The following is a 14,411-nucleotide window of genomic DNA, read 5'->3' on the forward strand; positions in this document are numbered from 1 at the left end:
GCGGACCCGATGGAACGAGACGCCCATTACGCCGCCGTCGGCATCGCCACCATCGCCCTTCTGGCGGCGCTGGCGGTGTTCAGCATCTGGCTGGCCCGCCTGCAGTTCAACAACGACTACGACGTCTATGACATCGTCTTCTACGGACCGGTTCGGGGGCTGTCCGAGGGTGGTGAGGTCCACTTCAACGGCATCCGCGTCGGTGAGGTGACCGACCTGAATCTGGATCCCAAGAAGGGCGATCAGGTCATCGCCCGCATCCGGGTGGACGCGACCACGCCGGTGCGCGTGACCTCGCGCGCCCAGCTGGAACCGCAGGGCATCACCGGTTTGAACTACATCCAGATCACCGCCGGCAACCCGCAAAGCGCGATCCTGAAGACCCAGTATCCGGACAATGTCGTGCCCGTGATTCAGAGCCAGCCGTCGCCGATCGCGGAGCTGCTGAGCGGTTCGGGCACGGTGCTGGCCCAGACGGTGGATGCGCTGAACCGGATCAACCGGGTGCTTTCGGACGACAATATCCGATCGTTCTCGACCAGCGTGAAGAACGTCGAGGCCCTGTCCAGCGAGCTTGAAGCCCGCAAGGGGATGTTCGCCCAGCTGGAGCAGGCGCTGGCCAAGGCCAATGAGGCTATCGGCGAGTATCAGGCGCTGGGCGTCAGCGCGCGTCAGCTGGTCGAGGGCGATGGCCGTCAGGCGATCGCCAACATCAACCGGGCGGCCGATCAGGCCGCGGAGGCGGCGGCATCGGCCAACCGCACCGTCAGCGGGCTTGAACAGCCCGTGACCGACTTCGCCACGACAGGTCTGCCGCAGTTGCAGCAGTCGATCCAGAGTCTGGAAGACGCCACCCGGGCGCTGGAAGGTCTCGTCGAGGAGGTGCGGTCCAGCCCGCGCGACTTTATCGGCCGCGCGCCGACCAAGGAAATGGAGGTCCAGCCGTGATCCGTTCGTCCCTCATCCGGCTGACCGCCGCCGGCGTCGCCGCAGCCGCCCTTTCGGGCTGCGCCCTGCTGAGTTCGCCAGATCCGGTTCAGACCTATCGCTTCGGCGGTTCGGCCCCGGCCGTGTCGGAAAGCGTGGGATCGACCGCGACCTCGATCGCGCTGCGACGGGTCGAGTTTCCCGAGGCGGTCGAGGGCGACCGGTTGCTGGGCGTGACGGGGACCGAGACGGCCTACATCAAGGGCGCGCGCTGGGTGTCGCCTGCGGCTGACCTCTATATGGAAAGCCTCCAGAACGCCTTCGCCGGTCAGAGCACGCGGGTGCGGCTGGTCGGCCCGCGCGAGGCGATCCGCAGCGGTCGCAGCCTCGACATCGACATGCGCGCCTTCGAGGCTCGCTATGACGTCCCGGGCGCGGCGCCCACGGTGGTGATCACGGCCCGGGCGCGAGTAACGGCCCTTCCGGAACGCAATGTCGCCGCCGAGCGGATGTTCAGCGTGGAACAGCCGGCATCGGAAAACCGGGTGTCGTCGATCGTCGAAGCGTTCGACATGGCCACGCGCGATCTGAACACCCAGATCGTGGCCTGGACCGAAGCCAATACGGGCGGACGCTAGAGGGGCGACTTGAGGGCGGCCAGCCTGCCTTCGACATCGTTTCGGCGCGACCCCAGCGACTTCAGTTCGGCCAGGGTCCGGTCGAGGCGGGCCAGCAGCTGATCGCGGCTGCGCGCCAGCCGTTCCGCGTCGGGCCGGATGCGCCGCGGCCGCTTTCCGGCGAGGCCCAGCGCATCCCGCCAGTCGTCGCGCCAGGCGACAAGGCCTTCGCCGCAGGCCCTGAGCGATTCCGAGGTGCGGGCGTCGGCGTTCTGGCAGCCCCGGATCAACGGCAGGGACTGGAGGGCGGCGGCGCGGCAGGCGTCCAGCGCCGCCTTGCGGGCTTCCAGCGGATGGACGGCGCCGTCCTCGGCGGGCGGGTGTCCGGTCAGGCGGCGCGCGGCGGCGGCGAGGTGGGCGTCGAGGTCGGCGACGGCGTCGCGAAGCTCGCTCCACGCGGTCTCGAGTGCGCCCGAACGGCCGCCCGCCGCCTCTACGCGTTCCGTCAGGGCGGCGGCGCTGTCGGTCAGGCGGGCGGCCGCGTCGCGCCAGGTTTCGCGGAACCGCTTCAGCCGCTTGCCGCGGCTGTCGAACAGGCCGGCCAGGCCGTGGCGGGGCTCAAGCGCCTGAGGCTTCAGCTCCTCGATGAGGGCGCGGGCGCGGGTCAGGCCGTCGGCGACCCCGGTCAGGTCGTCGGCGCGGGCGGCGGTCAGTGCGCGGTCGATGCCTTCCACGGCGGCGGCGCGGGACGTCTCTCCGAAGTTTGCGACGCCCTCGCCTTCACAGGCCGCGTGCAGGGCCTCGACCCGCGCGGGGTCGGGCGCCGGGGCATTGCCCAGCCAGCGATAGGCGCCGTCGGCCATGGTCGAAACTCCCACCCCGCCGGCTCTGCGGCCGGTCGGAGCGGAGTATGACTACGAGTTCAGGCCGGCGGCAACGGTGTAGCTGGCCTCGGTCTTGCTCGCGACCTCGTCGAGGGTGACGCCCTCGGCCAGTTCGATCAGCTCAAGGCCCGAGCCGTCCGGCTTGACGTCGAAGACGCACAGGTCGGTGATGATGCGGCTGACCACGCCCGTGCCGGTCAGGGGCAGGGTGCATTCCTTCAGGACCTTGGACTGGCCGTGCTTGTTGGCGTGGTCCATGACCACGACCACGCGCTTCACGCCCGCGACCAGATCCATGGCGCCGCCCATGCCCTTCACCAGCTTGCCGGGGATCATCCAGTTGGCGATGTCGCCGTTCTCGGCCACTTCCATGGCGCCGAGGATGGACAGGTTGATGTGGCCGCCGCGGATCATGGCGAAGCTGTCGGCCGAGCTGAAATAGCTGCTCTCGGGGATTTCGGTGATGGTCTGCTTGCCGGCGTTGATCAGGTCGGCGTCGACCTCGTCCTCATAGGGGAAGGGGCCCATGCCCAGCATGCCGTTCTCGGACTGGAGGGTCACCTCCATGCCGTGCGGAATGTAGTTGGCGACCAGGGTCGGGATGCCGATGCCGAGGTTGACGTAGAAGCCGTCCTGCAGCTCGCGGGCGGCGCGGGCGGCCAGTTGTTCGCGGGTGCGGGCCATTTATGCGGTCTCCCCATCTTTTTTCGCTACCGCTTCGCTACTTGAGCGAGCACGGACGGTGCGTTGTTCGATGCGCTTCTCGGGCACGGTGAGGACGATGCGGTCGACGTAGATGCCGGGGGTGTGGATCTGGTCAGGGTCCAGCGAGCCGGTCGGCACGATGTGCTCGACCTCGACGACGGTGACCTTGCCGGCCGTGGCCATCATCGGATTGAAGTTGCGGGCGGTCTTGCGGAACTGGAGGTTGCCGCGGCCGTCGGCTTTCCACGCCTTGACGATCGACAGGTCGGCGACGAGGCCGGTCTCCATGACGTAGTCGCGGCCGTCGAAATTGCGGACTTCCTTGCCCTCGGCGACGAGGGTGCCGACGCCGGTGGCGGTGAAGAAGGCCGGGATGCCGGCGCCGCCGGCGCGGATGCGCTCGGCCAGGGTGCCCTGGGGGTTGAACTCGAGCTGGAGCTCGCCGGCCAGATACTGGCGCTCGAACTCCTTGTTCTCGCCGACGTAGGACGAGATCATTTTCGCGATCTGGCGGGTCTCCAGCAGCTGGCCGAGGCCGAAACCGTCGACGCCGGCGTTGTTGGAGATGACGGTCAGGTCCCGGGCGCCGCTGTCGCGCAGGGCGGCGATCAGGTGCTCGGGAATGCCGCACAGGCCGAAGCCGCCGGACATGACGGTCATGCCGTCGAAGGTCAGGCCCTCAAGCGCGGACTTCGCGTCGGGGAAGATCTTCCGCATCGCTTCCTCATATTTTCACCGCCTGATGAATATCGGCGGCCTTGGTTTGTCCCTACCGTGGGGACTCCGGAGGGGCAAGGCGAGCGGAAAAAAACAGTCTCATGCGTCTCGTGCGTCTCACTGCGCCCCGCCAGGAAGGGCGGCCGGGTTGGCGATGCGATTATGGCGCCGACCTACGTCAGAACCGGACGTGGCCGACGGTCACGGGGTGAGGAGGCGGCGCGCCGCGGACCCGGTACCGGGCGCCCTTGAACATGACCTTGAGCGCTTCCCAGTGGATGCCCCAGGTGACCTTCCACGTCAGCAGCGGGTGGGTGAGGAAGACGCGGAGAAGCTGGCCGTCGGTCAGGGGGCGGCGGCGGCCGGCGAAGCTGGCGGTCAGGATCGGGGTATCGCCCCGGCGAACGGCCACGACGATGGAGACGGCCTCGCCGGGCGAGCGGACGGTGAAGTCGTAGGTCAGGTCGCGGTCCATGAAGGGGGAGACGAAGAGCTGCTTCTCCACCGTCTGGCGCACGGGCCCGGTCTGGTTCGCCGGAACCGCGACCAGATAGCTGTGGCGTTCGTGAAAGGTGTTGGTGACTTCGTAGAGCAGGGCGGCGAGGGCGCCGTCGGGCGTGTGGCAGAAGAAGACGCTGATCGGATTGAAGCCGTAGCCGAGGATGCGCGGCATGGTCAGCAGGCGGATCGGGCCGCCGACGATGTCGATGCCCGCTTCGGCCAGATGAGCCTCGATCTGGGCGCGCAGGGGGCGGCCCGAGCGGTCGCCGTGGTCGGCGGCGCGCAGGGTGACCGGGCCGAAGCGACGGCGAAGCAGGCGCAGGCGATCCTGCAGCCTGTCCAGCTCGTCGAGATCGGCCAGCACCATCCAGAGGCGGTAGCGCAAGCGGTGGTCGAAGGTGCGGGCGCGCTGGTGCACGACCTCGCCGACGTAGAGGGCGGATGACAGACCTACGGGATCGGCTCCTCTTGCTCTGTCATCCTCGGGCTTGACCCGAGTATCGGAAGCAGGGCGGCCAGGACCGGCCGTGGTGATCCGCTGATCCCGGCTTCGGCCCATGAAACCGGGCGTCGGATCGTCCGATCCTCGGGTCACGCCCGAGGATGACGGAGTGTCTGTGGGGGCTGTGGAACGGGCGAGGGTCACGCCGCCTCGGTCAGCGGTTCGGGCGCGCCGACCGGGGCGTGCACATGGATGCGGCCGCTCTCGTTGGCCACGGTCCACGGACGGCGCACGCCGCCCAGCTGTTCAGCGACGGCCAGGCCCGCCTGCAGGCCGTCCTCGTGGAAGCCCGAGCCGAACCAGGCCCCGGCGAACCAGACATGGCGTCGGCCCTGCAGGCTCCACAGTTCCGACTGGGCCGCGACGGCGGCCGCGTCGAAGACGGGGTGCTCATAGTCCCACTCACCGATGACGAGTTCGGGGTCGGGGGGCCTGGCGGGGTTCAGGCTGACGAACAACGGTGGGCCGGGCAGGCTCTGAAGCTCATTCATCCAGTAGGTGACGCCGCCTTCGCCGGCCCGGTCCGAATAGCCGAGGTGGGTCCAGGCCGCCCAGGCCTTGCGCCGTTTCGGCATCAGCGAGGTGTCCCGGTGCAGGATCACCTTGTTGGGGCGATATTCGATGGCGCCCAGCAGGCGGCGATCCTCGGCCGAGGAGGACTCCAGAAGCGCCAGCGCCTGATCGGAATGGGTGGCGAGGACGACGGCGTCGAACCGCTCGATCCGGCCGTCGGCGAAGCGCAGGGCGGCGCCGTCGAGGCCGCGCAGGACGCCGGTGACGCCCGCCTCGGTGACGACCCGGCCGCGGAAGGCCGCCGCGAGCCGGCTCACATAGGACCGGCTTCCGCCTTCGACTGTGCGCCATGTCGGCTTCAGGTCCACCTTGAGCAGGTTGTGGTTCATGTAGAACCGCACGAAGGAGGCGGCGGGATAGCTGGCCATCTGCCCCATGGTGCAGGACCAGATGGCGGCGGCCTGTGGCAGCAGATGGGCCTCGCGGAACAGGTCACCGTAGCCACCGCGGGTCAGGTAGGCGTCGAGTGTTTCGCCCGACTTCTCCAGCGCGGGCAAGTCGCGCGGGGCCTGTTTCTGGAAGCGCAGCAGATCGCCGATCATGCGCCAGAATTTGGGGCTGGCGTAGTTGCGCTTCTGGGCGAACAGGGCGCGGACGCCCTGGCTGCAGTATTCAAAGGCGCCGTCGTCGATGGACACGGCGAAGGACATCAAGGCCGGCTTTGTCGGGACGTTCAGATGTTCGAACAGGGCCGTCAGATTGGGATAGTTGGTCTCGTTGTAGACGATGAAACCCGTATCGACGGCGACCGGTTCACCGGGCGAGGGGGCGTCGACGGTGTGGGAATGGCCGCCCAGCCGGGAGTCGGCCTCGAACAGGGTTACATCGTGCGACTGCGACAGCAGCCAGGCGCAGGACAGGCCCGAGATGCCAGAACCCACCACGGCGATGCGCCGGCCGGGAGGTGTCGGGGATGTGGCCACGAGGTGAGGGGGCATGCAGGCTCCAGCGAAACTCGCGGACAGCTACGAGCGGGAGGCCGTGATGGATGCCGTACATCCGGATGCGATGCCGGACCGTAGCTGGACGGGTCGTCAGCCTGTCAGGACCAAAGCATGAGCCTCGCCACCGCCGCCATCCGCCGGCTTCAGGACGCGCCATTCCCGGACTTCATCGCCCGCCCGGCGATCGACAGTCTGGTCAGCGAGGCGCGCAAGCGGCTGGACCAGGACGGACCGCACGACGAGGCGGCCTTCGCCCACGACATGGCGAAACGGGCCATCGCCGAGCACGCGGCGGCGGCCAATGAGCAGCACTATGAACTACCGCCGGAGTTCTTCCAGCTGTGTCTGGGCAAGCGGCTGAAATACTCGTGCTGCCTCTATCCGTCCGCCGGGGCGACGCTGGACCAGGCGGAGGAGGCCGCGCTGGCGGAGACCTGCGCCCACGCCGCCCTGATGAACGGCCTGCGGGTGCTGGAGCTGGGCTGCGGCTGGGGTTCGCTGAGCCTGTGGATGGCGGAGCGGTATCCCGGATCGAGCATCACCGCCGTGTCGAACAGCCAGGGGCAGCGCCAGCACATCGAGGCCGAGGCGGCGGCGCGGGGGCTGACCAATCTGACGGTCATCACCGCCGACATGAACGACTTCCGCCCGCCTGTGCCGATGGGCGAAGGCTATGACCGGATCGTCTCGGTCGAGATGTTCGAGCACATGGCCAACTGGCGCGCGCTGCTGACCCGGGCGCGCGGCTGGCTGAAGCCGGGCGGGCGGATGTTCATACATGTCTTCACCCACCGAGATGCTCCGTACCGGTTCGACCACACCGACAGCGGCGACTTTATCGCCCGGCATTTCTTTACCGGCGGCGTGATGCCGAGCCGGGGCCTGATGCGGCAGTTTCCGGACCTGTTCGAGGTGGAGCGGGAATGGACGTGGAACGGAGTCAACTACAAGCGCACCGCCGACGACTGGCTGGCCAATATGGACGCCAACGGCGACCGGGTGATGGAGCTGATGCGGGAGACCTACGGCGCCGACGCGGCCCTGTGGAGGCGGCGCTGGCGGCGGTTCTATCTCGCGACCGCCGGCCTGTTCGGCAATGACGACGGAAACACCTGGGCGGTCAGCCATTATCTGCTGAAGCCGGTCTGAAGGGACTGAACCGATGATCAAATATGTCGCCGCCTATCTGGGCGCGGGCCTGACCTTCGCCGCCATCGACGCGGTCTGGCTGACGACCATGACCGACCGGCTGTACAAGCCGGTGCTGGGTCCGATCCTGGCGGACAAGCCGGACATGAAGGCGGCCGTGGCCTTCTATCTGATCTCGATCGCGGGGACGGTGTTCCTGGCGGTCGAGCCGGCGCTGCGCGAAGGCGCGTGGCAGAGGGCGGCGCTGAACGGGGCGGTGCTGGGGTTCGTGGCCTATGCGACCTATGACCTGACCAATCAGGCCACGCTGAACGTCTGGTCGACGCGGCTGACGATCATCGACCTGTGCTGGGGCACGGCGTTGACGACCCTGTCGGCGCTGGGGGGGTATTTCGCCGCGCGCTGGGCCGAGGGGCGGTTCGGCTGACGCCGACCCCGGGGGGCCGAGGGCCGCTTCGGTTAACCTTTTTCTTCCCGTGACGCGGGCGCGAGGTGGCGGTCCGGCGGCGATAAGGTAAAAGGTCCGACGGAACAGGGTTCAGTCGGGGGACGGTTTGCGCGCTGGCATAAATGCTCTGACGGCGACCTTCGTGGTCGGCGTGCTGGCCGGGCTGGTGCTGACGCCCGACGGCCGGGCGTGGCTGCGCCATCCGACGATCATGCTGGGCGACAGGGCCGCGGCGTCCGCGCCGCCCGCGCCCGTCAGCCCGCCCGCGCCTGTCGCGGTCGCCGCGCCCGTCGCGCCGGCGGTGACGCCGCTGGACGCGCGACTGGCCCAGGGACCGCTGCGCATCGGCGTGTTCGGGGATTCGATGGCCGACGGCCTGTACGCGGGCCTGTACCGCGACCTGCAGCACACGCCGAACGTGACGGTGAGCAAATTCTCGCAGGTGTCGACGGGCCTCAGCCGCTATGACTACGTCGACATCCAGGCCAGGACGCGGGGCCAGCTGGATGAGCAGCCCGTGGATGTGGCGGTCATGCTGTTCGGCACCAATGACGCCCAGGGCATCGAGATGGACGGCCAGATTCATCCGTTCGGCTCGGACGGCTGGAAGACCGCCTATGCGAAGCGGATCGACGATCTGGTGGCCCTGCTGCGCAGCCGGGACGTGGCCGTCTACTGGGTCGGCCTGCCGCGCATGAAGCGGGCGTCGTTCGAAGCGAAGATGACGCTGATCAACGGGGTGGTCGAGGCGCGGATGCGGGCGCTGGGCGTGCCGTATATCGAGACCGCGGCCCTCACCTCGAACGGCGAGGGCGGCTATGAGGCCTATCTGCCGACCGACAGCGGCCGCCGCACCCTGATGCGGGCCAACGACGGAATCCATATGTCGATGGCCGGCTATCTGCGCATGAGCGCGCCGGTGACGGCGCGGTTGAAGCGCGACGCTGGACTGGACCGGCCGACGGCACCCCTCGCGGCGCCCGCCGCCTGAGGATGGCGACGACGGCGGCGGCCCTTTCTGCCGGACTTTGGGCCGCCGGGCTCTGGATCGCGGCTTCCGGGGCGGGGCTGGCGCAGGAAATCCCCTATACCGCCGTAGCCGCGCCGCCCGCCGGCGAGTCAGACTGTCCGGGCGGCCTGTGCCAGGCCGAGGGATTGAGCGGGGTGTTCGAGGCGCTGGCGGCGACCGAGGCGGGCCAGCGGACGCGACCGGTGCATATCCTCCAGATCGGCGACAGCCATACCGCCGGCGACCGGATTACGGGCAAGCTGCGGGCCGACCTTCAGGCCCGGTTCGGCGCCGCGGGACGCGGGGTGCTGCCGCCGGGACCGCCCTATGACAACTATGCGCCCTATCAGGTGCGGATGGCGGCGGCGGGCTGGGTCGCCGAGAGCCCGACGCTGCAGCCGTCGGCGGGGACTCCGTCAACGCGGGTCGGTCTGGCCGGAATGCGGACCACGGGCGGCGAGGGGGCCCTGATCGGGTTCGAGCTGGATCCGGGGGCGGAGGCTTCCGTGGTCGGGGTGTGCGGACGGGCGCGAGGGCCGGGCGCGGGCCTGTCGGTCGAGGCGGGCGGTATGGCGCGCGGTCTGGATTTCAACGGGACGACGCCGGATCAGGAGGTGTGCCGCGAACTGGCGCTGCCGGGACCGACCGCGTCGGTGCGGCTGGTCCCGCTGGAGCGGGGGGTGGTGATGGATTCCGTCATGCTGTCGGGTGGGCGGCCGGGGGCGATGGTCTCCAGCCTCGGGGTCATCGGGGCCACGCTGCGCGATCTGGCCAGCCGGGACGAGGCGATCGCGGCGGCCGAGCTGGCGATGTGGCGGCCCAGCCTGATCGTGCTGGCGTTCGGCACCAACGAGGGGTTCGACGACGCGCTGCACGGGCGGGCCTATGAGGCCCTGTTGCGGGAGCAGATCGCACGGATGCGGCGGCTGGCGCCGGCGGCGTCGCTGATGCTGCTGGGGGCGCCGGACGCCTTGCGCAGCGGCGTGGCGGGCGGATGCAGCGCCGATGGCCAGCGGGCGCCGCCGCCGTCGCTGGCGGTGGTGCGCGACGTGCAACGGAGGGTCGCCGCCGACATGGGTGTGGCGTTCTGGGACTGGCGTGGGCGGATGGGCGGCGAATGTTCTGCGGACCGGCTGGCCTTGAGGGACGATCCCTTCATGCGTGGCGACCGGGTGCATTTCACCAATACCGGGGCGGACTGGATCGGCGGCGTGCTGAGCCGTGACCTGCTGGCCGCCTATGACGGCTGGAAGGCCGCGCGCGTCACCCCGGCGGGGGAGCCGCAATAGATGCTGTTCCCGACCCTGGCCTTCGGCGTCTTCTTCCTGTTCGTCTATTTCACCGCCTGGTCGCTGGACCGCGAGAACGGGCGGCGAAAGCTGTTCCTGCTGCTGGCCAGCTGGTTCTTCTACGCCCAGTGGGACTGGCGGTTCGTCGGCCTGCTGATCCTGTCAGCGGTGCTGAACTGGGGTGTCGGCGCGCTGATCGCGCGGCAGCCCGGATCGAAGAAGGCGTGGCTGGTCGGCCTGGGGGTCGCGGTCAATCTGCTGATCCTGGGCTTCTTCAAATACTATGGTTTCTTCATCGAGCAGGCCGGCGAGCTGCTGACGCGGTTCGGCTGGGAGCGGGACCTGCCGCTGCTGCAGGTCGTGCTGCCGGTGGGGATCAGCTTCTTCACCTTCCAGGGCATCAGCTATGTCGTGGACGTGCATCGCGGGAAGACGCCGGCGGCGAAGAGCCTGCTGGACGTCATGCTGTTGATGAGCTTCTTCCCGCATCTGGTGGCGGGGCCGATCGTGCGGGCGTCGGACCTGCTGCCGCAGTTCGACCGAACGCCGCGGCTGACGCGGGAGATGGCGACGCATGGCCTGCTGCTGATCGTCTGGGGTCTGTTCAAGAAGACGGTGATCGCGTCCGAAATCTCGGTGAACCTGGTCGATCCGGTCTTCTTCGATCCGTCGGCGTACGGCGCGATCGACATCGCGGCGGCGGTCTATGGCTATGCAGTCCAGATCTATTGCGATTTCTCGGCCTATTCGGACATGGCGATCGGGATCGCGGCCCTGCTGGGCTATTCCTTCCCGCGCAATTTCGACCAGCCGTACCGGGCCAGTTCGATGCAGAGCTTCTGGCGGCGCTGGCATATCAGCCTGTCCAGCTGGCTGCGGGACTATCTGTATGTGCCGCTGGGCGGCGGGCGGAAGGGGCTGATCTCGAGCTGCATCAACGTCTTCATCACCATGGTGCTGGGCGGGCTGTGGCACGGGGCGGCGTGGACCTTCCTGGCGTGGGGCGCGCTGCATGGCGGCGTGCAGGTGATCGAGCGGTTGTTCAGAGCGGGGTTTGGAGACCGGAAAGTCATCCCGACCGTGGTCGGTGTGCTGGTCACCTTCCACATCGTCTGTCTGGGCTGGATCCTGTTCCGGGCCGAGAGCTTCGATATGGCCGTGGCCATGCTGCAGGGGCTGGGCCGGATCGGTCCGGTGGTCGCCCTGACGCCGCTGCTGCTGACGCTGATCGTCGGGGGGCTGGCCATGCACTGGCTGCCGCCGCGCGCCATCGAGGGGATGGCCGAGCGGCTGAAGACGGCGCCGTCCATCACCCTGGGCCTGCTGATCGGCGCGGCCTTCCTGCTGATCGAGGCTGTGCGTCCCGAGGGCGTCGCCCCCTTCATCTATTTCCAGTTCTGAGGCGTTGGACCCGCGATGACCGACGACACGACAGGCAAGGATGGCGAAACCCCGCTGGAGCCGTTCCCGGTTCATCGGCCTGAGTCGCCGTTCCCGCCGCTGTACGAGAGCCTGCCGCCGCCGCCTGAGGATCCGCCCAGCGACTGGATCGAGACGGCCGACGCCCACGACCTGCCGACGCGTGACAACGCCCTGACCGCCCTGGGGCGGTTCGCCTTTCCGCCCGCGCCGCCGCTGGACGACGAGGGCGTGGCCGCGCGCGACCGGCGCTGGACCAGCCGCGCCATCTTCACGATCGCCGCCTTCCTGATGGTGTTCAATGCCGTGTCGCCGCTGAACTGGTCGCGCCAGCAGGCCCCCGGTTGGGTGCAGGGCACGGTGGAGCAGCTGTCCGAGGTGTGGGTCGCGCAGCTGGCGGTGTTCGGCGTGGACATGCCGCGTCAGGGTCTGCGCGAAATGTGGACAGCAGCGCGGGATGCGCGGTTCATCGGCCAGGCGCCGGTCCGCGACACGGGGTCGACACCGGGCTGAGATTGGTGAACCTTCGCCGCCGGAAAGACGTGCGGGGGCATGGGTGAAAATCGACAGACGACAGGCCCTGACAGGGGCCGCGATAGTGAGCCTGTGGGGCGGACCGGTGCTGGCGCAGACCCCGGTCCGCATCCGGCGCGGCGCGGGCGCCCTGTCCGCCACGAGCGACGACGTGGTCGCCTTCGGCGAAGGTCTGGCGCTGATGAAGCGGCGGCGGGACGATCGGTCCTGGGCTCGCCAGAACACGATCCATTCACGTAACGGGCAGCACAACAATGGCCTGTTCCTGCCCTGGCACCGGCTGCAGCTGCTGCATCTGGAGCGGATCATCGCCGGCCTGACGGGGCATGCCGCCTTCGCCATGCCCTATTGGGACGCGCAGGAGCACCGGACCCTGCCGGCGTGGATCACGGACCAGGACGCCCTGCTGCACGAGAGACAGCGGGCGCGCGGCGTCGACACGCTGGATTTCAACGCCGCCCGCTGGGCCCGGTCACCCTATATGTCGCGGCTGACCTCGGATGATTTTCCGACCTTCGCGGGCCGTCTGCCGACCGGCGCGGGCATGGTCGAGGGCTATGGCCACAACTACATCCACGAGCTGGTCGGCGGGCTGATGAAGCGGCTGACGACGGCGGCGACCGATCCGATCTTCTGGTTGCACCACTGCAACGTCGACCGCGTCTGGGCGACCTGGCACGCGCGTCAGCCGGCCGGCGTCTATCCGGCCGACTGGACCGGGCGGACGCTGAACGGCTTCGTCGGCGGGCAGGGCGAGGACACGGGGGACTGGCGGGTGGCAGGCGTGCTGGAAACCCGGCCGCTCGGCTATGGCTATGACCATCTCTATCCGTTCCCGGTCTTCAACGCGCCCGAGGTGGGTCCGCCCGGCGCGACGCGGCGCGAGCCGCTGGGGGGCGTCGTCTACCCGATGCGGGCCGAGGGCGCAGAGGGCCTGTCCGTGACCCTGCCGGCCGAGGCCGTGGCGCGGATGCGAGCGGCGGACGACACGCTGATGATCGCCGGGGCCGGATCGGTGGCCTGGGCCGCGACGGAGGCGCTGCTGGACCGGTCGATCGAGATCCGCATGAACTGCGCCGGGCGCCGGATATCGCTGGGCTCGTCGCCAACCTTCCTGCACCTGCGGGAGGGCGCGCACGCGCATCATGCGGGCGACTATATCCTGCCCTTCCGTTTCGGCGAGGAGGTGCTGAATCTGCTGGGCGAGGGGGATGCGCCCGTGACCGTGACCGCAGAGGCCGAGGACCTGGCGCCGGAGGCCGGGCGGCCGCCCGCGCAGGCCGTGGCGCTGGACCTGACCCTGACCCTGACCGAAAGCCGCTGGGCATGAGCCGTTTCAGAATCCTCCTGCTGCTGGCGCTGGCGACCGTATCCCTGCCGATGGCGGCCTGTTCAATGCTTCAGGATCAGGCCCCGCCGGCGGTGACCGCGCCACCTCCTCCGCCTCCGCCTCCGCCCCCGCCCCCGCCCCCGCCACCACCACCCCCGCCGGCCGCCGCGCCGCCGCCAGCGCAAGCGGATCTGTGGCCGGACGGGCGCGTGCCGATGTGTTTCGAGGCGCCGGCCGATGGGGACGCCTGGGCGCGCGAGAAGGTGATGGACGCGGCCGCCGCCTGGGAGGCCGTGGCCCGGGTCGAGTTCGATATCCTGGCGGCCTGTCCGGCGCCGGGATCAGGTGCGCGCCGCATCCCGGTGCGGATCGAGCACGATCCCGAACTGTTCGCCTCGTCCAGCCATCTGGGCGTCAATCTGGTGCGCGGCGGAACGATCACGCTGAACGCCGACTATCTGGTCACCAACCGCATCTGCGGACGGCGCGGGACGATCGGGCGCGAAGGCTGTTTCTATGCCGACGCCCTGCATGAGCTGGGGCACGCCCTGGGCTTTTCGCACGACCATGTCAGCCCGCGCGCGCCCGATTGCGTCGCCCGTCTGACCACGCCCGAGGCCGAGGTCGCGGACGAGCAGTATTACGACCCCGCCTCGATCATGAACTACTGCAATCCCGACCGCTGGAAGGGGCAGTTGAGCCCCGCCGACCTGTGCTCGGTCCGCGCCGCCTATGGCGGGCCGCATGGGGACCGGCCCAGCCGGGCCAGCTGCTATGCGATGACCGGCGCCAGCCTGGGTGGGCGGGAGGGCGGCGGCCGGGAGGTCAGCCGGCGGCCTTGACCCCCGTTCCGTTCGGACCCT

Annotated in this window: 15 protein-coding genes; 10 read left to right on the forward strand and 5 right to left on the reverse strand. The window is 69.3% G+C overall.

Annotated elements, in window-relative coordinates:
* The first annotated feature begins 9 nt into the window (after positions 1–9).
* Both PSV23_RS04515 and PSV23_RS04520 read left to right on the forward strand, forming a co-directional pair.
* A complete protein-coding gene (locus PSV23_RS04515) occupies positions 10–948 on the forward strand; it encodes an MlaD family protein (protein ID WP_300466327.1) in 939 nt (312 codons plus the stop codon).
* On the forward strand, positions 945–1,565 hold the full coding sequence (locus PSV23_RS04520; protein ID WP_300466328.1) for an ABC-type transport auxiliary lipoprotein family protein: 621 nt from the start codon (positions 945–947) through the stop codon (positions 1,563–1,565). Before PSV23_RS04515 ends, PSV23_RS04520 begins: the two co-directional genes overlap by 4 nt.
* Here the strand turns inward: PSV23_RS04520 and PSV23_RS04525 are convergent.
* The 5 genes from PSV23_RS04525 to PSV23_RS04545 all read right to left on the reverse strand — a co-directional run bounded on the left by PSV23_RS04525 (position 1,562) and on the right by PSV23_RS04545 (position 6,364).
* On the reverse strand, positions 1,562–2,407 hold the full coding sequence (locus PSV23_RS04525; protein WP_300466329.1) for a hypothetical protein: 846 nt from the start codon (positions 2,405–2,407) through the stop codon (positions 1,562–1,564). The genes PSV23_RS04520 and PSV23_RS04525 overlap by 4 nt on opposite strands.
* A gap of 51 nt (positions 2,408–2,458) precedes the next feature.
* On the reverse strand, positions 2,459–3,112 hold the full coding sequence (locus PSV23_RS04530) for a 3-oxoacid CoA-transferase subunit B (RefSeq protein ID WP_300466330.1): 654 nt from the start codon (positions 3,110–3,112) through the stop codon (positions 2,459–2,461).
* A complete protein-coding gene (locus PSV23_RS04535) occupies positions 3,113–3,850 on the reverse strand; it encodes a CoA transferase subunit A (RefSeq protein ID WP_300466331.1) in 738 nt (245 codons plus the stop codon).
* 178 nt (positions 3,851–4,028) lie between these two features.
* Positions 4,029–4,997 carry a DUF1365 domain-containing protein gene (locus PSV23_RS04540; protein ID WP_300466332.1) on the reverse strand — a complete coding sequence of 323 codons (969 nt, stop codon included), beginning with the start codon at positions 4,995–4,997 and terminating at the stop codon, positions 4,029–4,031.
* Entirely contained in the window at positions 4,994–6,364 is a 1,371-nt protein-coding gene (locus tag PSV23_RS04545; RefSeq protein ID WP_300466333.1) for an NAD(P)/FAD-dependent oxidoreductase, read from the reverse strand. Before PSV23_RS04545 ends, PSV23_RS04540 begins: the two co-directional genes overlap by 4 nt.
* Positions 6,365–6,481: 117 nt before the next feature.
* On the opposite strand from PSV23_RS04545, the gene PSV23_RS04550 reads away from it, so the two are divergent.
* The 8 genes from PSV23_RS04550 (at position 6,482) to PSV23_RS04585 (ending at position 14,390) form a co-directional block, all read left to right on the forward strand.
* Positions 6,482–7,519 (forward strand): cyclopropane-fatty-acyl-phospholipid synthase family protein, encoded by a 1,038-nt coding sequence (locus PSV23_RS04550; protein ID WP_300466334.1) that lies wholly within the window; start codon positions 6,482–6,484, stop codon positions 7,517–7,519.
* A 13-nt stretch (positions 7,520–7,532) separates the two neighbouring features.
* Positions 7,533–7,946 carry a DUF2177 family protein gene (locus PSV23_RS04555; protein WP_300466335.1) on the forward strand — a complete coding sequence of 138 codons (414 nt, stop codon included), beginning with the start codon at positions 7,533–7,535 and terminating at the stop codon, positions 7,944–7,946.
* Between the two features lie 127 nt (positions 7,947–8,073).
* A complete protein-coding gene (locus PSV23_RS04560) occupies positions 8,074–8,958 on the forward strand; it encodes a DUF459 domain-containing protein (protein WP_300466336.1) in 885 nt (294 codons plus the stop codon).
* 2 nt (positions 8,959–8,960) lie between these two features.
* Positions 8,961–10,265, forward strand: a complete 1,305-nt coding sequence (locus PSV23_RS04565) for a GDSL-type esterase/lipase family protein (RefSeq protein ID WP_300466337.1) — start codon at positions 8,961–8,963, stop codon at positions 10,263–10,265.
* Entirely contained in the window at positions 10,266–11,666 is a 1,401-nt protein-coding gene (locus tag PSV23_RS04570) for an MBOAT family protein (protein WP_300466338.1), read from the forward strand.
* A gap of 15 nt (positions 11,667–11,681) precedes the next feature.
* Complete coding sequence (locus tag PSV23_RS04575) at positions 11,682–12,197, forward strand: hypothetical protein (protein WP_300466339.1); 516 nt, start codon at positions 11,682–11,684, stop codon at positions 12,195–12,197.
* Positions 12,198–12,282: 85 nt separating this feature from the next.
* A complete protein-coding gene (locus tag PSV23_RS04580) occupies positions 12,283–13,548 on the forward strand; it encodes a tyrosinase family protein (protein WP_300466340.1) in 1,266 nt (421 codons plus the stop codon).
* Positions 13,545–14,390, forward strand: a complete 846-nt coding sequence (locus PSV23_RS04585; RefSeq protein ID WP_300466341.1) for a hypothetical protein — start codon at positions 13,545–13,547, stop codon at positions 14,388–14,390. Before PSV23_RS04580 ends, PSV23_RS04585 begins: the two co-directional genes overlap by 4 nt.
* The last annotated feature ends 21 nt before the right edge of the window (positions 14,391–14,411 follow it).

Origin of the sequence: Brevundimonas sp., assembly GCF_029946145.1 — a bacterium.
Classification (GTDB): Bacteria; Pseudomonadota; Alphaproteobacteria; order Caulobacterales; family Caulobacteraceae; genus Brevundimonas.

Bases quoted from the DNA above. Each gene is read 5' to 3' on its own strand.
- PSV23_RS04565 (WP_300466337.1), top strand. From the start codon at position 8,961: ATGGCGACGACGGCGGCGGCCCTTTCTGCCGGACTTTGGGCCGCCGGG.
- PSV23_RS04535 (WP_300466331.1), bottom strand. From the start codon at position 3,850: ATGCGGAAGATCTTCCCCGACGCGAAGTCCGCGCTTGAGGGCCTGACC.
- PSV23_RS04550 (WP_300466334.1), top strand. From the start codon at position 6,482: ATGAGCCTCGCCACCGCCGCCATCCGCCGGCTTCAGGACGCGCCATTC.
- PSV23_RS04545 (WP_300466333.1), bottom strand. From the start codon at position 6,364: ATGCCCCCTCACCTCGTGGCCACATCCCCGACACCTCCCGGCCGGCGC.
- PSV23_RS04555 (WP_300466335.1), top strand. From the start codon at position 7,533: ATGATCAAATATGTCGCCGCCTATCTGGGCGCGGGCCTGACCTTCGCC.
- PSV23_RS04515 (WP_300466327.1), top strand. From the start codon at position 10: ATGGAACGAGACGCCCATTACGCCGCCGTCGGCATCGCCACCATCGCC.
- PSV23_RS04585 (WP_300466341.1), top strand. From the start codon at position 13,545: ATGAGCCGTTTCAGAATCCTCCTGCTGCTGGCGCTGGCGACCGTATCC.
- PSV23_RS04525 (WP_300466329.1), bottom strand. From the start codon at position 2,407: ATGGCCGACGGCGCCTATCGCTGGCTGGGCAATGCCCCGGCGCCCGAC.
- PSV23_RS04530 (WP_300466330.1), bottom strand. From the start codon at position 3,112: ATGGCCCGCACCCGCGAACAACTGGCCGCCCGCGCCGCCCGCGAGCTG.
- PSV23_RS04570 (WP_300466338.1), top strand. From the start codon at position 10,266: ATGCTGTTCCCGACCCTGGCCTTCGGCGTCTTCTTCCTGTTCGTCTAT.
- PSV23_RS04575 (WP_300466339.1), top strand. From the start codon at position 11,682: ATGACCGACGACACGACAGGCAAGGATGGCGAAACCCCGCTGGAGCCG.